At 45.4% G+C, this 20,441-nt stretch carries 17 protein-coding genes; 16 read left to right on the plus strand and 1 reads right to left on the minus strand.

Features of this window, described 5'->3' with window-relative positions; genetic code table 11:
- The first annotated feature begins 25 nt into the window (after positions 1–25).
- Entirely contained in the window at positions 26–544 is a 519-nt protein-coding gene (locus tag NST45_RS03435; protein ID WP_036677647.1) for an adenine phosphoribosyltransferase, read from the plus strand.
- 242 nt (positions 545–786) lie between these two features.
- Here NST45_RS03435 and uraA read toward each other — a convergent pair whose 3' ends face one another.
- Positions 787–2,100, minus strand: a complete 1,314-nt coding sequence (gene uraA, locus NST45_RS03440; RefSeq protein ID WP_036677645.1) for a uracil permease — start codon at positions 2,098–2,100, stop codon at positions 787–789.
- Positions 2,101–2,413: 313 nt separating this feature from the next.
- Between uraA and NST45_RS03445 the strand changes: the two genes are divergently transcribed.
- The 15 genes from NST45_RS03445 to NST45_RS03515 all read left to right on the plus strand — a co-directional run bounded on the left by NST45_RS03445 (position 2,414) and on the right by NST45_RS03515 (position 20,437).
- Positions 2,414–4,594: a bifunctional (p)ppGpp synthetase/guanosine-3',5'-bis(diphosphate) 3'-pyrophosphohydrolase gene (locus NST45_RS03445; protein ID WP_036677643.1), complete on the plus strand. Its 2,181-nt coding sequence runs from the start codon at positions 2,414–2,416 to the stop codon at positions 4,592–4,594.
- A 21-nt stretch (positions 4,595–4,615) separates the two neighbouring features.
- Positions 4,616–5,059, plus strand: a complete 444-nt coding sequence (gene dtd / locus NST45_RS03450; RefSeq protein ID WP_036677641.1) for a D-aminoacyl-tRNA deacylase — start codon at positions 4,616–4,618, stop codon at positions 5,057–5,059.
- A gap of 134 nt (positions 5,060–5,193) precedes the next feature.
- Positions 5,194–5,349, plus strand: a complete 156-nt coding sequence (locus NST45_RS03455) for a hypothetical protein (RefSeq protein WP_170914232.1) — start codon at positions 5,194–5,196, stop codon at positions 5,347–5,349.
- Positions 5,350–5,499: 150 nt separating this feature from the next.
- Positions 5,500–6,009 (plus strand): type 1 glutamine amidotransferase domain-containing protein, encoded by a 510-nt coding sequence (locus NST45_RS03460; protein WP_076141540.1) that lies wholly within the window; start codon positions 5,500–5,502, stop codon positions 6,007–6,009.
- Between the two features lie 48 nt (positions 6,010–6,057).
- Complete coding sequence (locus NST45_RS03465) at positions 6,058–6,507, plus strand: hypothetical protein (protein WP_036677637.1); 450 nt, start codon at positions 6,058–6,060, stop codon at positions 6,505–6,507.
- Between the two features lie 367 nt (positions 6,508–6,874).
- A complete protein-coding gene (locus NST45_RS03470; RefSeq protein ID WP_170914233.1) occupies positions 6,875–7,012 on the plus strand; it encodes a hypothetical protein in 138 nt (45 codons plus the stop codon).
- A gap of 192 nt (positions 7,013–7,204) precedes the next feature.
- Complete coding sequence (hisS, locus tag NST45_RS03475) at positions 7,205–8,458, plus strand: histidine--tRNA ligase (protein WP_036677635.1); 1,254 nt, start codon at positions 7,205–7,207, stop codon at positions 8,456–8,458.
- Between the two features lie 55 nt (positions 8,459–8,513).
- Positions 8,514–10,298 carry an aspartate--tRNA ligase gene (gene aspS, locus NST45_RS03480; RefSeq protein WP_076141541.1) on the plus strand — a complete coding sequence of 595 codons (1,785 nt, stop codon included), beginning with the start codon at positions 8,514–8,516 and terminating at the stop codon, positions 10,296–10,298.
- 61 nt (positions 10,299–10,359) lie between these two features.
- Positions 10,360–11,115 (plus strand): tRNA threonylcarbamoyladenosine dehydratase, encoded by a 756-nt coding sequence (locus NST45_RS03485; protein ID WP_036677632.1) that lies wholly within the window; start codon positions 10,360–10,362, stop codon positions 11,113–11,115.
- Positions 11,116–11,354: 239 nt separating this feature from the next.
- Positions 11,355–12,653, plus strand: coding sequence for an NCS2 family permease (locus NST45_RS03490; RefSeq protein WP_036677630.1), 1,299 nt, complete (start codon positions 11,355–11,357; stop codon positions 12,651–12,653).
- Positions 12,654–13,661: 1,008 nt separating this feature from the next.
- The gene (locus NST45_RS03495; protein ID WP_038572975.1) at positions 13,662–15,845 is read left to right on the plus strand and encodes a UvrD-helicase domain-containing protein; all 2,184 of its coding nucleotides are present in this window, start codon (positions 13,662–13,664) and stop codon (positions 15,843–15,845) included.
- Between the two features lie 391 nt (positions 15,846–16,236).
- Positions 16,237–16,518, plus strand: coding sequence for a CD3324 family protein (locus NST45_RS03500; protein WP_036677625.1), 282 nt, complete (start codon positions 16,237–16,239; stop codon positions 16,516–16,518).
- A 295-nt stretch (positions 16,519–16,813) separates the two neighbouring features.
- Entirely contained in the window at positions 16,814–18,118 is a 1,305-nt protein-coding gene (locus NST45_RS03505; RefSeq protein ID WP_036677622.1) for a replication-associated recombination protein A, read from the plus strand.
- 380 nt (positions 18,119–18,498) lie between these two features.
- Positions 18,499–19,515: an ABC transporter ATP-binding protein gene (locus NST45_RS03510; RefSeq protein ID WP_036677618.1), complete on the plus strand. Its 1,017-nt coding sequence runs from the start codon at positions 18,499–18,501 to the stop codon at positions 19,513–19,515.
- Positions 19,502–20,437, plus strand: a complete 936-nt coding sequence (locus NST45_RS03515; protein WP_036677615.1) for an ATP-binding cassette domain-containing protein — start codon at positions 19,502–19,504, stop codon at positions 20,435–20,437. Before NST45_RS03510 ends, NST45_RS03515 begins: the two co-directional genes overlap by 14 nt.
- Positions 20,438–20,441 lie beyond the last annotated feature (4 nt).

The raw sequence follows: 20,441 nt of genomic DNA on the forward strand, positions 1-20,441 counted from the left end.
ACAAAACTTATAGGAGATGATAAATTTGGATTTTAAAGATAGTATTCGTGTGATTCCTGATTTCCCTAAAGAAGGTATTAGTTTTAAAGATATCACCACATTGCTTAAAGACGGGGAGGCTTACCGCCAAGCGATTGACGCGTTGAAAGCTCTCGTAGCGCACTTGGAAATCGACGTTATCGCTGGACCAGAAGCACGTGGCTTCGTAGTTGGAGCACCTCTTGCTTATGCGATGGGAGTAGGTTTTGTGCCGATTCGTAAAAGCGGCAAGCTTCCATATGAGACTATAGAGGTAGGTTATGATCTTGAGTATGGCAAGGACACACTTGCTGTTCACACGGATGCTATCAAGCCTGGTCAAAAAGTATTGATCGCTGATGATTTATTGGCTACTGGTGGAACCATTGCTACTTCGGTTAACCTTGTAGAACAGCTTGGCGGTAAAGTGGTAGGCGCTGCTTTTCTGATTGAGCTGGTTGAGCTTGCTGGACGTAATAAGCTTTCTGGAGTTGAAGTTCTTTCCTTGGTGAATTACGAGGATTAATCTTGTAAAGTTTGTCTTTTCCCGGGAAATAAACGGGGATTCGGCTCTCGAATTATGCTGAAAAGTGCAAAGACGCAAAGTGTGGAAGTTAAACATTAATTGGAAAATGTAAGATAATAACAGCAGCTGTCTGCCTTTTGGCGGAGAGTTGCTGTTTTGTATCTGAGTCAATAAAAAAAGCTGCCCAAGTCCATAAATGGACGTTGGAGCAGCTTTTTTAAAATTCTATTTTTTATAACCGATTAATGGGCAGTTTTATCACTTTCTCCGCCTTCATTAGACAATCCGAGCACTTCAATGAGTTTGAAGAACAGAGCCAGAACGATACCAACAATTGTAGCCAGCGCCATACCACTTAGTTTAACGTTGCCCATGGTAAGGGTTGTACCACTGATTCCGACAACGAGTACCAACGTAGCCATGATCATGTTAGTAGCTTTGGAAAAATCAACTTTTTGCTCAACGAAAATACGTAATCCGGAAGCCGCAATTACACCGAACAGCAGCAGGGATACACCGCCCATTACAGGGGTTGGAATATTAGCGATAACAGAGGAGAAAGTACCAGAGAATGAAAGCAGAATAGCGATCACCGCTGCGCCGCCGATTACATATACCGAATATACTTTAGTCAACGCCATAACCCCGATATTTTCACCGTAGGTTGTATTTGGAGTAGAACCGATAAAACCGGAGATAATTGTAGATATCCCGTTCCCCATCAGGGAGCGGTCAAGTCCAGGATCTTTTGCCAAGTCTCTTCCGACAATATTGCTTGTTACAAGTAAATGTCCAATATGCTCAACGATAACAACTAATGATACCGGGATAATAGTGAATATTACATTCCAATCAAATGAAGGAGTAACAATGGAAGGATGCGCTAAAAATTTTGCATTAGAGATAGCAGCGGTATCCACCATTTTCAAAATATATGCTAAACCATAACCAGTGACGATACCAATAAGGATGTGAATGATTTTTGGAAAACCGCGGAAGAGTACAGCTCCAATTACAGTTACACCAAGCGTCACCATAGAAAGTGCGATTGTTTTGCCATCTGGCGTCCAGTCTGCAACTGCAACGCCTTCAGGAGCAATAAGTCCTGCCATTCGTGCGGCAACAGGTACAAGTTCAAGTCCGATCGTAGCTACGATAGCTCCCATTACTGCTGGAGGGAAAACAACATCAATCCATTTGGTTCCTGCATAACGAATGATCAATGCCACGAGCACGAATATAATACCAGTGACGATAAAAGCACCCAAAGCAAGCGAGTATCCTTTCATGTGATCATTTGGGTAACGACTGAGTACTGATAATACCGGTGCAATAAAGGCAAAGCTGGAACCAAGGTACGCAGGGATTTTACCGCGACAGATCCAAATGTACAGCAATGTACCGATACCATTCATAAGCAAAATCATTCCAGGGTCGACCCCGAACAAGTTAGGCACTAGCACTGTACTGCCAAACATGGCAAACAAATGCTGGAGACTTAATAGAAAGCCTGGGCCCCATGGAAGTTTTTCGTTAACTTGAATTTCGCGTTGCAATGGAGTTCACTCCTCTTTCTTATCTGATATTATGTTGTCCGGCGAAAATCCGCCTTTACTAGATTAAATAGAACTTGGCTTTTTTACAACAACATTTTCACAAGTGTTATTAATTTGTCCGAATTTAATTACTTTTACTTCTGGAATCCCATGAGATGGCAAGTGTTGACGTAATCCTCCTTAAGCCTCATAATTATAGACAACTTTGAATAAGGGCGTAAGTAAGCTTGGACAAATGAAATGATTGGAACCTGCAGATTTTTGAACAGTTGCGGGTTCATTTTATTATAGAAAGGAATCGGATACGACGAGAATGGGCATTGAGCGATTAATTGATAAGGCTGGCGCCTATATAAAAGATAAAGATCTTCTCCGCATCCGGGAAGCTTATGAATTTGCCGATCAGGCTCATCACGGGCAGATCCGCAAGTCGGGGGAGCCATACATTCTGCATCCGCTGGCGGTGGCAGATATTGTCGTCAATATGCAAATGGATGTTATATCTATTGTTGCAGCGCTTTTGCATGATGTGGTGGAAGATACGACGGTCTCACTGGAACAAATCCGCGCTAAATTTGGCGATACCTGCGCAATGCTTGTTGACGGCTTAACGAAGCTGGAACGCATTCGCTTTCGCTCAAAGGAAGAGCAGCAGAACGAGAATTACCGCAAAATGTTTATTGCTATGGCTCAGGATATCCGGGTTATTGTCATTAAACTGGCGGACCGTCTGCATAATATGCGAACGTTAAAATACCAATCTGAAGAGAGCCAGCGCCGTATTTCTTATGAGACGTTGGAGATTTTCTGTCCTGTAGCTGACCGGCTGGGGATTTCCGCGATTAAGTGGGAGATGGAGGATATTGCGCTTCGTTACTTGAACCCGCAGCAGTATTACCGGATTGCTAATCTGGTGCATAAGAAGCGGGCCGAGCGTGAGCAATTTATCGACAGCGTAATTGGCCGTATTCGTGCCAAGCTGGATGAAATGGGCATTGAAGGTGATCTTTCCGGCCGCCCGAAGCATATTTACAGTGTTTATAACAAAATGAGCACAAAAAACAAGCAGTTTAATGAAATTTATGACCTGCTGGCCATTCGTATCATTGTGGATAATATCAAGGACTGTTATGCAACCCTTGGAATTATTCATACCTTATGGAAGCCAATGCCGGGGCGTTTTAAAGATTATATAGCTATGCCGAAAGCCAATATGTATCAATCTCTGCATACTACTGTGGTAGGACCAGGCGGAGAGCCTACTGAGGTGCAAATTCGCACCTGGGAAATGCACCGCACGGCAGAATACGGGATAGCCGCACACTGGGCATACAAAGAAGGCAGCAGTAATAATGCTAATCCGGAGAATCGGATGCCTTTCTTTCGCGAAATATTGGAGCTGCAGCATGAAGCTAAGGATGCCGAAGAGTTCGTAAAATCACTGAAAATGGATTTTTTCTCAGACCTCGTGTTTGTATTTACTCCTAAAGGTGAGGTTATCGAGCTTCCTGCCGGTTCTGTGCCTCTTGACTTCGCGTTCCGTATTCATACAGAAGTGGGCAATCGTACAATTGGTTCCAAGGTGAACGGGCGGATCGTGCCGCTTGATCACAAGCTGAAGACGGGCGATATTGTTGAGATTTTGACGTCTAAGCATTCTTACGGACCTAGCCGTGACTGGCTCAAAATTGCACAATCCTCTCACGCAAGAAGCAAAATTAAGCAATGGTTCAAAAAAGAAAAACGTGAGGAAAATGTCGAAAAAGGTCGCGAAGCGATTGAACGTGAGCTGAAGCGCCTGAATGTCGAAGTTTCCGAGTGGATTTCTGATGAAAAACTATTGGAAGCTGCGAAAAAATTTGCCTTTAATGATGTAGAGGATATGTTGTCTGCCGTTGGTTTTGGTGGGATTACCGCTTCGCAAATTGCCTCCCGCTTGACGGAGAAGCTGCGCAAGGAGCAGGAAGAAGCTGCTAATCACTTGGAGCTTACTTCAGAGATGAAGGAGATCAAGTCTTCCGGCGAGAGACGTAATCAACCTACCAATGGTGTTAGTGTAAAAGGAATTGAAAACTTACTTGTTCGTTTTGCACGATGTTGCAACCCGGTTCCGGGTGACGACATTGTAGGTTATGTTACACGGGGCCGGGGCGTATCTGTACACCGCCAGGATTGTCCTAACATTCCGGGTGAAGGTGACGGAGAAGAAGCAGCTAGAGTGATTGAAGTGGAGTGGGAAGGCACGATGGAAGCAAACTACAGTGTGGATATTGAGATTACAGGCCATGATCGCAATGGACTGCTCAATGAAGTACTGCAGGCAGTGTCCGAGAGCAAAACGAACATTTCAGCGGTCACTGGGCGCTCTGACAAGAATAAGATGGCAATGATTCATATGACCATCCTTATTCGTAATACGGAGCATCTGCAATCCGTTGTAGATAAAGTGAAACGAGTCAAAGATGTATATACAGTGAATCGGATCATGCAATAAGGCAAGGAGCGAAGTAGTGCGATGAGAGTTGTAGTACAGCGTTGCAAGGACGCCAAAGTAACCGTGGATGAGACAGTGACCGGAGCGATTGGCAATGGTCTGATGCTGCTTGTCGGCGTTACCCATGAAGATACGGAGAAGGATGCCAAATATTTGGCGGATAAAATAGCTGGACTGCGTATTTTTGAAGATGATGCTGGCAAAATGAACTATAGTGTCACGGATACTAACGGAGCTATTCTTTCAGTGTCCCAGTTTACTTTATACGGAGATTGCCGTAAGGGAAGACGGCCGAATTTCATGGGAGCTGCAGCTCCTGCGGAGGCCGAGCGTCTTTATGATTATTTTAATCAAGAGCTTAGAGCTGGAGGTCTTCAGGTGGAGACGGGCATATTTGGAGCGATGATGGATGTGTCGCTGACCAATTGGGGCCCAGTTACTCTCATTCTGGATAGCCGCAGCTAACGAAATAGAGGATGTCGAAGATTGCTTCTGGCCGGAGCTAACTTTCGACATCTTTTTTTTATGCGGATAGAGCTTCTTTGGGCTGGATAAACTAAATGCAGGCAGATATCACGCATAAGGCAGGGAGTTTAAGAATGAGACAATCACAGAAGGCATGGGTATGGAGAAGTATCCCGGCACTACCGACTGGGAGTCCTATGGAAGCCTGTGCATTAGCCAAAAAGCTAGAAGGCGAGACCGAACCATTAGTAATCAAAGGAAGAAGCCGCAATCTCTTGCCGCGTACCTGAAGCGGGTGGAAAAGGCGGCTTTTTCGGTGTTGTGAATGAAGCCTTTTTTCCGATTAAAGGTTAGAAAGCATCCTCATAAGGGTAATAGACCACAAGAAAGAATAATAAGAACATCATTAATTGCTAAAGACAGAGAGGAGAAACTATCACATGAGTAACGTTGCTTTCTTACTGGCTAATGATTTTGAAGATTCTGAAATGAAGGTTCCTTATGATGAAATTATAAAGGCAGGACATCAAGCTGACATTATTGGTTTGAAAAAAGGGGAGACCCTGCTGGGTAAAAAGAAAGAAGTCTCCTACGCAGCAGACAAGGCGATCGCCGAGGTTCAAGCAAGTGATTATGACGCGATTGTTATCCCGGGTGGTTCTTCCCCCGAGAATTTACGGCAAAATGCCGATATTTTGAAGTTTGTAAAAGAAGCAAATGAAGCAGGCAAGCCTATCGCCTCTATTTGCCACGGACCGCAAATTCTGATCAGTGCAGACTTGCTTAAGGGACGCACCATTACCTCTTATCCTCCGCTGAAGGATGATGTTGTAAATGCCGGCGCGGAGTTTAAGGATGAGGAAGTAGTGGTTGATCGCAATTACATTACTTCGCGTACACCAAAAGATGAGCCTGCATTTGTTCGTGAAATATTGAAGGTCCTGAAATAAATAAGCAATATTTAAATAAGAGTCTTATAATCCAAGGAGGTAATGGCAATGAGCAGAAAAATCCAAGCGTATTTCAGAACTGAAAATGAAGCAGAAGGCGCAAAAACAGCATTGATTAGCTATAAGGTGGATGGCTTGGAGGTTTGGCCACTCACGGACCCTATCGGCAATGATCGTAATATTCTGTTTCCAATCATTCCACTGGATAGTGCATCTGTAGTCGCAGGCACAACTGGAACGCTTGGAACGGCTAGCACACCTGCAGCTGGAGCTATGCTGGTTCCTGGCATTGCCGCCTCCGACACACGGGCTGACCCTGAAACGCATTATAGTGTGAATGAAGATCAGGTTAGTGCGAACGTGGCAGAAGGAGATCTCGAAGATGGGGATTTAAGTGAACTTCGTTATGTGATGGAGCTAAGTATAGCAGAAGAGAATTATAATGAAGTTGTGGAAATCCTCCGGGGCAAAGGAGCTTATGTTGAACAATTCGAATAGTATTCTATTAAAAATAAACCGCTTTCATGGAATGTAATATAATCGTAATATTACGTACATGATTCCTTAATATAGCGTGTTTATAATAAAGGCATGACCCCCTTTTTAATAATATATGATGATGGACCTGCAGCATTCGGCTGCAGGTCATTTTTTTTGTTACAATATAATTGCTGAATAAAAAACTCGGAAGCTGTCAAAATTTATACTAGGCATCCTTTTTACTACCTTGACTTTAATGCAGTAGTTCAGTAGAATATTAACAATATACGATTTTATCATATGGTTTTGATGACGGGACCAAGTAATTCGAGAACCCACAACTCCAGAGAAGAATCCCTTGTCGATTCGGATGACATCTACTTAAGTGGATGATGAAACGGTATCGCTTGGCTGCAAGGATTCTGTTGATGAGCGAATGAATGACCTCCCCGAGAACGTACGGCGAAAGTGGGCAGTGTTGATTGCCGCGATCAGTAGCCGTTTACGCGTAGGCGGGCGTTAACCGCTTTGAGCGGCTTCAGTATATTTTTACTGATCCGGAATGTGGGTGGTACCACGTGGTGTATTATTGGTTATGATAATCCCTCGTCCCTGTTTTTTTATAAAACAGGGCGAGGGATTTTTTGCTTTTTCTGCAATAGAAACAGATGAAGAGAACAGCTTTAGAGGGGTTATTTTTTAGGAGGGATAGACTGTGGCTAAAGAAAGATTCGAGAAACCAACAGGAACGCAGGACGTGCTTCCGGGTGCTGTGGAGAAATGGCAGTATATTGAGGGGAAGGCCAGAGATTTATGCCGCCGTTTTAACTATCGGGAAATTCGCACACCTATGTTTGAGCACACAGGGTTATTCGAACGTGGAGTAGGCGAAACAACGGATATTGTGGAAGGCGAAATGTATACGTTCAAGGACAAAGGCGACCGTGATTTGGCTCTTCGTCCAGAAGGAACGGCTGGTGTCGTGCGAGCTTACGTTCAGAACAAGCTATACGGTGAACCTGATGTAAGCAAGCTGTATTATATCGGACCTATGTTCCGTTATGAGCGTCCGCAGGCCGGAAGATATCGCCAGTTCCATCAGTTTGGGATTGAGGCGTTTGGGGCCGTGGATCCGGCTATTGATGCAGAAGTAATCTCTATGGGCTATCAGTTCTATAAGGATCTAGGTCTTAAGGATGTAAGAGTGGAGCTTAATTCCGTGGGTAATGCACCAAGCCGTGCGGCTTACCGGGAGAAGCTGCTGGGATTCCTTAGACCGATGAAGGATAACCTCTGTAGTGACTGTCAGCGTCGAATCGAGCGTAATCCGCTTCGTGTGCTGGATTGCAAGGTGGATCAGGATAAATTTACAGATGCCCCTTCTATTTTGGACAGTTTGGATGATGAATGCATAACTCATTTTGAGAAGGTTAAGATGCATCTCGACATTATGGGTGTAGAGTTCACGATTAATCCTCGTCTTGTACGTGGTTTGGATTATTACACGCATACTGCGTTTGAATATAAAGCAGCTGGCATTGGCTCTATTGATACCGTAGGCGGCGGAGGCCGGTACAACGGTTTGGTTGAAGAAATCGGTGGACCGGATCAACCGGGTATTGGTTTTGGGATCGGGCTGGAGCGTATTCTTCTTATTCTGGAGGATCAGAAGGTAGAGCTGGAGACTGCGAAGCCACTGGATGTGTATTTTGTAGCTCTTGGCGAAGAGGCTGACATTGAAATCTCCAAGCAGCTATACTTTCTGCGTAGCCAAGGGTTCTCGGCAGAACGCGACTACCTCGGCCGGAAGATGAAGGCGCAGATGAAGTCAGCTGACCGTATGTCGGCACGTTATACTGCGATTCTTGGCGAAGACGAGCTGAAGAATGGTGTAATTGCGCTGAAGTCGATGAGCACAGGGGAACAGCAGACTGTGAAGCTCGAAGAGCTGGCTCAGGCGTTGGTATAGAAGAAGACTTTTTAAGTAGAAATGTATTTTTAAATAAAAAGGGGAATGGTGAATTATGCAAAGAAGTCATAACTGTGGGCAATTAACACCAGAACATATTGGACAAACGGTAACCTTAAACGGATGGGTCCAGACCCGCCGCGACCTTGGGGGCGTACTTTTTATTGACCTGCGTGACAGAAGCGGTATTGTGCAAGTTGTATTCAACCCGGACTACTCCGGCGAAGCACTGCAAATTGCAGATAAGGTTCGCAGTGAGTATGTTTTGGCTGTCAAAGGAAAAGTGGTTAAACGTGATGAAGAAACCATTAACCGCAATCTGCCAACAGGTGAGATTGAAGTTCAAATTACAGATATCGAAGTGCTGAACACTGCTAAGACTCCTCCATTCTTCATCGAAGATGGAGTGGAAGTAGACGAATCTCTTCGTCTGAAATATCGTTACCTGGATCTGCGTCGTCCGGAGATGCAAAAAACACTGTTGCTACGCTCGAAAGCTTCTAAGATTTTCCGCGATTTCCTTGACAGTGAAGGATTTATTGACGTAGAGACACCAATCCTAACTAAGAGCTCACCGGAAGGTGCGCGTGATTATTTGGTGCCAAGCCGTGTGCATGAAGGCGAATTTTTCGCATTGCCTCAATCTCCACAAATCTACAAGCAGCTTTTGATGGTGGGTGGCGTTGAACGCTATTATCAAATTGCTCGTTGTTTCCGTGATGAAGATTTGCGTGCTGACCGCCAGCCGGAATTTACACAAGTGGACATCGAGACTTCATTCCTGTCTCAAGATGAGTTGCTTGGCATGATGGAGAACCTAATGCAGCGTTTGTTCAAAGAAACTGTAGGAGCGGATATTCAGCTTCCATTCCAACGTTTGACTTATGCTGAGGCAATGGGCAAATACGGTTCAGACAAACCTGACCTGCGTTTTGGATTAGAGCTTGTAGAAATGAACGATATTGTTGCAACAAGTGGCGTAAAGGTATTTGCTTCTGTGATCGAAAAAGGCGGAGAAGTGAAATGTCTAAATGCTAAAGGCTGTGGGACTTGGACTCGTAAAGAAATCGATGATCTCGGACCTTATGCTGCGCGTTATGGAGCGAAAGGTCTGGCTTGGATTCAAGTGAAAGACGGCGAGTTCAAAGGACCGATTGTCAAATTCTTCACTGAAGAAGAAATTGCCGCTGTGAAGGAGCGTACAGGCGCTGAAGAAGGCGACCTACTGTTGTTCTCCGCTGATACCAAAAAGGTTGTAGCGGACGTTCTAGGCGCCCTTCGTGTCAAAATCGGACGTCAGCTGGGTCTGATCGACGATAATGTGTTCAAGTTCGCTTGGGTGACTGACTTCCCATTGCTTGGTTATGATGAAGATCAGAAACGTTATGTAGCAGAACACCATCCGTTCACTCGTCCGCGTGAAGAGGATCTGCATCTGTTTGACACAGATCCAGGTGCAATTCGTGCACAAGCCTACGATATCGTTCTGAACGGTTATGAAGTAGGCGGTGGCTCCATGCGGATTTACAAACGTGAAGTACAGGAAAAAATGTTCCAAGCTCTCGGCTTCACAGAAGAGGTTGCTTACGAGAAGTTCGGTTACCTGATGGATGCGTTCGAATATGGTACACCTCCACATGGTGGTATTGCCTTCGGTTTAGATCGTCTAATCATGCTGCTGGCGGGCCGTACAAATCTGCGCGAAACCATCGCATTCCCGAAAACGGCAAGTGCAACGGATCTGCTTATGGATGCACCTGCACCAGTAGACGGTTCACAATTGGAGCAACTGCATATTAAGCTGGCTCTTAAACCAAAGAAAGAAAAAGAAAAAGAATAATTAAATAAAGCGGGCGAGGCAGATTTCTGCTTCGCCATAGCTTTTGAAGGAGGCTGACCTCATGCTGCATCAGTTCTCACGTACGGAACTGGCGATCGGACCGGAAGGTCTGGAGATTATGAAGAACAGCACAGTAGCGGTACTTGGTATCGGCGGTGTTGGCGGTATGGCTGTTGAGGCATTGGCTCGTAGCGGGATCGGCAGACTGATTCTGATTGATAAGGATTCTGTCGACATTACCAATGTGAATCGGCAGATTCACGCACTTACTACTACGGTTGGGCAAAAGAAGGCCGAACTGATGGTGGATCGCGTGAAGCTGATTAATCCGGAATGTGAAGCGATTGCGCTGAACATGTTCTATACGGAAGAAACCTATGAGGAACTGTTCAAGCTGAAACCGGATTATGTGATTGATGCCTCGGATACGATTATCTACAAGGTCCATTTGATTAAAGAATGTCTGTCACGGGGAATTCCTATGATCTCAAGCATGGGCGCTGCCAACAAAATGGATCCTACAAGATTCCAGGTAGCGGACATTTCCAAGACAACGTATGATCCGATTGCCCGTGTCATTCGCCAGAAGCTGCGTAAGGATGGGATTAAGAAAGGCGTGAAGGTGGTCTTCTCTACGGAGCCGCCAATGAAGCCACGTCAGGATGTTACGGACAAGATTGTTCCGGAGAATGCGCCGGATCGACGTAAAGCGAAACAACCGCCAGCCAGCAATTCATTTGTTCCACCGGTAGCCGGCCTAATCATGGTCAGCGTTGCCGTGCGTGATTTGCTTGAGGCTGGAGGCGTCAGCTTGTAAGTGAATCGCTGAGCTGAGGCTGTTTCAATTATAGATATAGGATTAGAGTAATGGACAAAAGGGCGAGTAGCTGGAATCCGGCTGCGTACGCCCTTTTGTTGTCGTTAAACAGGCGGGTTCTGCAAGAAGCAGGCCACAAATAGGCATAATAGCTGAACCGGGATGAACGGCTGATTATTAGATTTATAATCCGGGTAATATCCGCCTGCGGAACTTAATATCAGTGGAGGTTTTTGTACATGAAATCGAATTTTTGGCGAAATAGTGTGGGGCTTGCGCCTGAGAATGACTGGAAACGGGAATGGGCTGCAGGGATTCTCTCCTATTTTGCTTCAGTTTATATTGTTATGGTGAATGCGACGATTCTCCATGACGCGGGGATGCCGCTTAGACCTGCAATGGTGGCTACACTGTTGACTGCTATTACCGGCTGTCTGCTGATGGCTTTTGGCGGGAAGACGCCTATCATCGTGGTTCCGGGGATGGGGATTAACGCATTTTTCACTTATACGCTTGTTCATTCCATGAAGCTGGACTGGAGAGAGGCGCTTACTGTAGTCGTTATAACAGGCGTGTTATTCGCTATCGTGGCCTTTACATCACTTTATCGTATTCTTAGTGAGGCAATTCCCCAAAACCTGCAGCATGCCATTACAGTCGGTATAGGGCTGTTTCTGACTTTTATAGGGCTGCAAAAGAGCGGGATAGTGATTGCCCATCAGACTACTTTTGTTGCCATAGGACATTTTAGTGATCCTGCAGTTATTACATCCTGTGTGACTTTATTGCTGGCTTTAGTGTTATTTATCCGGGGAACTAACGGCGGCCTGCTGATAAGTATGCTGGTTGGTACAGGACTAGCCTATCTTCTGGGAGCTGCACATGCACCGGAAAAACAAGCTTCAGGGCATGTATTCTCAGGTTATGGCGGCCTATTTTTCGGAATGGACTGGAGCGGTATTGTGAGCCTTGTGTTCTGGATTGCTGTATTCCTGTTATTGTTAATCGTTGTATTTGAAAATATCGGTCTTGTAGCCTCACAGACGATGATGGCAGGCCGTCCAGAACGCTTCAAAAGCAGCCTGCGTGCGCTCTCGCTTGCCAATATCGCCGCGGGTCTTTTCGGAAGCAGTCCAGTCGTGGCCGCTGCAGAATCCAATGCAGGAATAGCTGCGGGCGGGCGTTCGGGTCTCACCTCGCTGGTGACAGGGCTTCTATTCGGGGCGACCTTCTTATTCCTTCCGTTGTTATCCTATATTCCCGATAGTGCGATCGCACCGATCCTGATTGTGATCGGCGGACTTATGGTACAGAATGTGCGTGAGATGGACTTGAGTGATTTGACCGAGCTGTTCCCGTCTTTTCTAATCATGGTTATGATTCCATTCACCTATAGCATTGTGGATGGTATGGCTTTTGGTTTTATTACCTACCCAATTGTGAAGCTGGCGCTGGGCAAAGGGAAGGAAGTGCCACCTGCGCTGTATGGGATTGCTGGTTTGTTTGTAGCTAACTTTATTTTGCAGGCTGTGCTATAGTGCGGCATCCAGTTTCTTTGATTGCGAGGGAACTGTTGTTCACTAATCAGCTCTATTAGCCAGCGTTGAAATCAAAGGTATAAATACCGTCGATTGGAGCTAAATGCGCGTAGACGTCGAAATCAAAGGTATAAATACCGTAGATTCGAGCTAAAAGCGCATAGACGCCGAAATCAAAGGTATAAATACCGTTGATTGGAGCTAAAAGCGCGTAGACGACGAAATCAAAGGTATAAATACCGTAGATTCGAGCCGAATACGCGTAGATGTCGAAATCAAAGGTATAGATACCGTTGATTGGAGCTAAATGCGCGTAGGCGACGAAATCAAAGGGAAAAATACCGTTGATTGGAGCTAAATGCGCGTAGACGTCGAAATCAAAGGTATAAATACCGTTGATTGGAGCTAAATGTGCGTAGACGACGAAATCAAAGGTATAAATACCGTTGAATGGAGCTAAATGCGCGTAGAAGTCGAAATCAAAGGTATAAATACCGTAGATTCGAGCCGAATACGCGTAGACGTCGAGATCAAAGGTATAAATACCGTTGATTGGAGCTAAATGCGCGTAGACGTCGAAATCAAAGGTATAAATACCGTTGATTGGAGCCGAATACGCGTAGACGTCGAGATCAAAGGTATAAATACCGTAGATTCGAGCTAAAAGCGCATAGACGAAGAAATCAAAGGTATAAACACCGTTGATTGGAGCTAAATGTGCGTGTACGCCGAAACCAAAGGCAAAAATGCCTTTGATCCGTGCTAAATGTATGTAAGCGCCGAAATCAAAGGCAAAAACACCTTTGGTGTGTCCTAAATATTCGACGCTTGTGCGAGCTAAGGGGCACCAAAGGGTTTTAGGTTGGAGAACTTATAAGTTTAGTCAAATCATTTGAAAGATTTGGTATTTAAGTGCTGATTGTGCTACAATGGGTATCCTTTTGCGTGAGAAATGGACGTAGGAGCATGAAAATTTAAGCTCGATAAACTTTTAGGAGGTAACTGAAATTGGAAGACAACTTTCAAAGTGCCTATCAAGAGGAAGAAGACAGGCTGAATCAAGCGCTTACTGAAATTGACACTTTGCTGGAGAAGCTCCAGCAGACACCAGTGTACACGGGACATGACTATACGGAACAGGTGCTGGAAGCGAACCGTGATCAGAAGCGCAAAGATCTTGCCAAGCTTAGGCAGGAGCCTTATTTCGGACGGCTTGATTTTCAAGGCAATGATGAGAATGAACGGAAGGCACTCTATATAGGCAAAATCGGCGTAGACCGTGAGCAGGTAAGCGACCGTCCGCTAGTCATCGACTGGCGCGCACCGGTAGCAAGCCTGTTCTATTCGTTTACCGGCGGTACCGAGCCAGCCTCCTATGAAGCTCCTGAGGGATTGATAGAGGGGCTGGTATACCTCAAACGCAACGTCGTGATTCGGAAGCAAATTCTGGAGCGGGTCGCGGATACGTACAATCGGGAAAGCGATGCACCGATAGTATCAGATGAGTTTCTCGTCTATCGACTTGGGGAGAATAAGGATAATCGCCTACGGGATATCGTATCGACCATACAAGAGGAGCAGGACAAGATTATCCGTGCTGCCAAGAATACAGCGCTGATCATTCAGGGCGTGGCAGGAAGCGGTAAAACAACCGTTGCACTGCACAGGCTTGCTTTTCTGCTGTATCAATACAAGGATCAGGTTTCTGCGGAAAAAATGATCATTTTTGCACCAAACCGGATGTTTTTAGATTACATCTCGGATGTATTGCCTGAGCTCGGGGTAGGTAATATTGCTCAAAGTACATTTCCGGATTGGGCAGCTAATGTACTAGGACTGGAATTGCCGGAACAGGATGCGACGGAGACGATGAACCGCTGGTTCGAAACCCCTGGCGGCATGCCGGTAATTACAGAAGAGACACCAGGGCGCTTCAAGGGTTCCACGGTGCTGATGGGAATCATAGAGTCCAGCATCAAGCTATTGGAAAGCAGCTCTGTACCTGAGGGTGATTTTAGCCCGTGGGAGGGTGCGGTGCTACGCCGTTCTATGATTTTGCGCTGGCATAATGAGGAGTATGCTCCCTATCCTCCAGCTAAGCGCAAGGAACGGGTAATGGCGCGGATTCATCGCTGGATTGAGATGGAACTGAAGAAGAGCCCTTCAGCTGCTGCTATGAAGGATCGCAAGAAAAAAGGCGCGCAGCGAGAGAAGGCTTATAGTGCCAAATGGCCTAAATATGATCCATTAACGATCTATAAGCAAATTTTCCGAGCAGCTAAACTTCCTGAGGATTGGCCGATTGAACCGCCTGAGGAAATTCCGGCAGCTGTACTGAAGGAAACGGCAAAAGAGCTGAAAAAAGGCATCATACGTGAAGAGGATTTACCTCCGCTGCTGTATATCCATTATCTTTTGAACGGTGATGAGGGCGTTACTCGCTTTGACCATGTAGTAATCGATGAGGCTCAGGATTTTTCACCTTTCCAAATTGCCGTTCTGGATTTATATGTGCGAGGCCATTCCTTTACGATCCTGGGTGACCTCTCGCAGGGTATACATGCCTATAAAGGCGTACACGCGTGGGAAGAGATGCAGACGTTGTTTGCCCCTGAGAACACTGCTTATCACGCGCTGACACGCAGCTATCGTTCTACTATGGAAATTATAGACTTCGCTAATGGAATTCTATCTTCAGGTGTGGAGAGCTCATTGCTGGCTGTTCCTGTGTTTCGTAGTGGAGATCCCGTGCGTATGATCGCCTACGGTGAGGATAACGGGGAACTGGTGGCTGATGAGCAAGCTCGCTTGCGGACAATAACCTCTGCACTGAAGTCTCTGTCAGGAAGGGAATACCGTACGGTGGCTGTCCTAACAAGAAATCTTCATGAGGCTGCAGAACTATATGCGGAGCTGGCACAGCATTTTGAAGATATTCATCTGATTGATGGCAGTATGACCCAATATCAGGGTGGGTTATCGGTGCTGCCTGTCTATTTATCAAAAGGTTTGGAGTTCGATGCAGTGATCTTAGCAGATGCCGATCAAGACCATTACGGGGCGACGGCTTGGGACGCGAAGCTGATGTATGTCGGCTGTACACGTGCTCTCCATGAGCTGTGGCTGCTCCATAATGGGGAAGTTCCTTCCTATGTGCAAACGGCGGCTGGAAGCGATTCTGAGGGGGAGTAAGACTGGTGGAGAATGGTTATAACTGTTCTTGGTCTTGTAACTCCCCCATAGGTATGGCTTAATAATAAGTGTCCGGCCGGGCAAGAACACTTCTGGAAGGAGGCTGATTGAAATGATTTCAGTATACGAGGTGGTTTCCGTTTAAGACGGAAACCTGCTTAAAGCGAGGAGGCCTTATGGCCTCCTTATTACTAACATAAGAAGTACCACACTTATCCATAAGAACGAAATTTATGAAATCGAATGTAGACGCTACCAAAAGGTTTTTATATAATGAAATTACGGATTTTTCCAAATATGAGGAGAAGAAAGGAGGCAGGTGACGTGATTATAACTAAAAACTTAGTTGACCGACGCATAGGGACACACCTGTTGAAGGAGGAAATGCAAGTTGAGTTATGTAAATGGGAAGGATGTGCTCCCCCCTGGCTTGCTCGAAGAGCTTCAGGGATACATCCAAGGTGAACTGCTCTACATCCCAAAGAGGACGGAAGAGCGGGTTCGATGGGGCGAGAACAGCGGTTCGAGGAAAGAAATAGCGAACCGGAACAAGGAAATTTTCAGTTGTCATCGAAGCGGTGATTCCGTAGCGGAACTTCAGAAGAAGTACCATCTATCGGAAGAAAGCATTCGTAAAATCATATCAAAAATGCGGCTGGCAGTAAATTGCTAGCTTGCAATTCAAGCATAAACGCCTCTGGTGTCCTTATAAGGACGGTAAGCGTTATGCGAGAAATCATAAGGATAAAGTGTAGCGTGAAACCTATACTTTCTTATATTTTGAAAAAAGAGCATGGCTCCCGCCTTTCTAAGACGAGATCATGCTCTTTTTATTTTGGCGTAAAATAAGTCTATGCTGATACTGTTACCTTGAACCGGCAGGACATCCTAATCCTTCCCTGTGATATGGTATGATAGAGAGGGATTTATATTGAGCTTTTACAAGAATATAGCAAGGAAGTGGAGTTATGGATTTATTTTCTTTCGGAGAGGACACCGGGGGCGGACGGCTGCTTGCGGACCGGATGAGACCGGAGAATCTTGATGAATATATTGGTCAAGAGCATATCATAGGTCGGGGGAAGCTGCTGCGAAGAGCGATTGAGGCGGATCAAGTCTCTTCGATTTTGCTCTATGGTCCCCCGGGATGCGGTAAGACGACACTCGCGCATATTATTTCTCATCACACACAAGGGGAATTCGTACGTCTGAATGCGGTGGAAGCTACCGTGAAGGATGTACGGGAGGTTATTGAGCGAGCTCAGAACAATCAAACATTGTACGGCACAAAGACGATCCTGTTCCTGGACGAGGTGCATCGATTTAATAGCTCACGCCAGGATGCGCTTTTGCCAGCGGTAGAAAAAGGGACCATCACCTTCATTGGAGCGACTACAGAGAACCCGTTCCATTATGTTAATGGGGCGCTTATGAGCCGCTCCACCTTATTTCAGCTGGAGGCATTAACGAGTGAACACAGTCTGATCGCGATGCGCAGAGCCTTGGCGGACAAAGATAAAGGTCTTGGATTTATGGAGCTTCAGGTCGATGAAGAGGCTTTGTTGCATATTGCAACTATGGCTAATGGAGACATTCGCCGGGCACTAAATGCGCTGGAGCTGGCAGCCCTGACTACCGCGCCGCAAGTTGATGGAAGTGTTCATATTACGCTGGAGGTGGCGGAGGAATCCATTCGGCGCCCCATTGTGAAGGCTGATGAATCTACGCAGTATGATGTGCTATCCGCTTTTCATAAAAGTATTCGCGGTTCCAGTGACGCCGCGTTGTTCTGGTTTCTGTATGCGGTAGAAAAGCTTGGAATGGACCCTATGACTTTTATTCGGCGCCTGATTGCAGCCAGCAGTGAGGATATCGGCCTGGCTAATCCCCAAGCTATGGTTCAAGCGGTGAGTGCGCTGGATGCCTATCGAAACAATGGTTGGCCAGAGGCGAAGCTGAACATTGCCCAAGCTATTCTTTTTGCCGTGGAAAGTCCGAAGTCTAATGCTGTGGTTATGGCTATTTCCAATGCAATGGCAAGTATGGATGAGATCAAATCAGCGGAGGTACCGCTGCATCTGCGTGATACGCACTATAAAGGCGCAACTGCGTTAGGGCATGAAGGATATCAATATCCGCACAATTTTCCGGGGCATTATGTAAAGCAGGAGTATTTGCCTAAGGAGATTTCTCAGCGTGTTTTTTATCAAGCAACTGAGCAAGGCAACGAGATTAAGATTCGTCATAATCAAAAGCTTCGGCGGGAGCAGTAACCCAGCTAGCGACTGTAATACCTTCCAATTTCATGCTGGAAAGCAAAAGATTTTAACTTTCAGACGAACTAAATAATTCCCAAAAAAAGGCGGCCTAGAGCCGTTTTTTTGTTGCCTACGTTACTTTTAATCACATCGATTGAAAATTTTTTATAGGAAAAGATTGATAATTTACCATAAGTTAATTAAAATGAACTACAAAGTTACGAGATGTTCATTTTTATTTCCGATTGAACTACTGGTAGTATTCTTAATGGTGTTAATTATCATCACATTGGTTATTTCAAAATGTTTCATGAAAATCAACACTATTTATATCAAAATTTACATAATATTTTCATTGTGTTAATTTTGAAATCCTTGTCGTTAGGGTGATGAATATGGGCGAAGAACTACTAGAAATCAAAAATTTGTCGACATCGTTCAGAATTGCAGACGACTATTATGCTGCGGTTGATGATGTTACCCTGTCTGTTCGCAAAAATGAAATTCTGGCTATCGTTGGAGAGTCTGGTTCAGGAAAAAGTGCGCTCGCCTTTTCAATTATGGGGCTGCACACCAGAGCCAAAATTGACGGACAAATCAAATACAAGGGCCAGGACATCGTTACCATGTCTCCTGCTGCACTAAACAAGCTGCGCGGCCAAGAAATGTCTATGATTTTTCAAGATCCTTTATCCGCTTTAAACCCGCTAATGATCATCGGCTCACAGATTGAAGAAGTACTTATCCTACACGATTCCAAGCTTTCTAAGAAACAGAGAAAAGAGAAGGTCATTGATCTTTTGACCAAGGTTGGAATTTCCCGTCCCGAGCATACATATCAGCAGTACCCCCACGAATTATCCGGTGGCATGAGGCAGCGGGTGGTTATCGCCATTGCGATAGCCAATGGACCCAAGCTTTTGATCGCTGACGAACCTACTACAGCACTAGATGTGACTATCCAATTACAAATCCTTGAACTTATTAAAAAATTAAAAAACGATATGGAAGCAGGCATTATCTTAATCACTCATGACTTAGGGGTTGTAAGCGAAATGGCTGACCGTGTTGCGGTGATGTATGCCGGACAAATCGTCGAAATCGCAGATATTTTTACGTTGACGTCTAATCCGAAACATCCGTATACGAGATCCTTATTAAACTCCATTCCAACGGCAAAAGAAGAGAAATCCAGATTGCATGTGATTCAGGGGATTGTTCCACCACTGCAAAACCTTCCGCGTAAGGGCTGCCGTTTCTCGGCACGGACGCCTTGGATTCCTGAATCGGAGCATGAGGAGAACCCACAGCTGCATGAAGTCGCACCCGGACATTTCGTTCGCTGCACCTGTTATAACAATTTCCATTTCCCTGATACTAACGAGGAGGCAATCCACAATGGGACTTCTTGAGGTTAAAAATTTAGCAGTACATTTTCCGATCCACGGCGGTGTTTTTCGAAGGGAAGTTGGCGTAGTTAAGGCTGTCGATAATGTTAATTTTACCATTGAAGCTGGGCAAACCTATGGTCTGGTTGGTGAATCTGGTTCCGGAAAGACGACAACGGGTCGCGCGATTATAGGTCTTAATTCTATTACTAGCGGCAGCGTGATTTTTGAAGGGCAAGATTTGGCCTTGAGGGGTGTACGTAAGCAAAGAAATGTCCGCAAAGACATTCAGATGATCTTTCAGGATCCGTACTCTTCCTTAAATCCTAAGAAGCGTGTACTCGATATTATTGCAGAACCGTTGCGTAATTTCGAAAAAATGTCTCCAGGGGAAGAAAAACGCCGGGTGCAGGAATTGCTTTTACAGGTAGGCTTAAGTCCTGAGAACATCCTGAAATATCCGCATGAATTTTCTGGCGGCCAGCGGCAGCGGATCGGAATTGCCAGAGCAATTGCACTCAAGCCAAAGCTTATTATTGCTGACGAGCCGGTATCTGCGCTAGATGTCTCAGTACAGGCACAAGTGCTTAACTTCATGCAGGACATTCAAAAAGAGCTGAATCTTACTTTTCTATTTATCAGTCATGATCTCGGGATCATCAGGCATATGTGCGATCACATAGGGATTATGTATAAAGGACGACATGTGGAGCAAGGGACTGCTAAAGATATTTTTGACAATCCTCAGCATATTTATACCAAACGACTCATTGCCGCCATTCCTGATATTGATCCGAAACAGAGAGAAAAGCAGACGGAGTTTAGAAAATCAGTAAGCAAAGAATATGAACAAGCGCACCGGAATTATTTTGATGAAGAAGGCATGGCTTATCCATTAAAATCAATTTCCGAGACTCATCTGGTAGCCTTGCCTGAGAAAGGTTGAGAAT

The sequence above is a fragment of the Paenibacillus sp. FSL R7-0163 genome, assembly GCF_037969975.1.
GTDB lineage: Bacteria > Bacillota > Bacilli > Paenibacillales > Paenibacillaceae > Paenibacillus_AQ > Paenibacillus_AQ odorifer.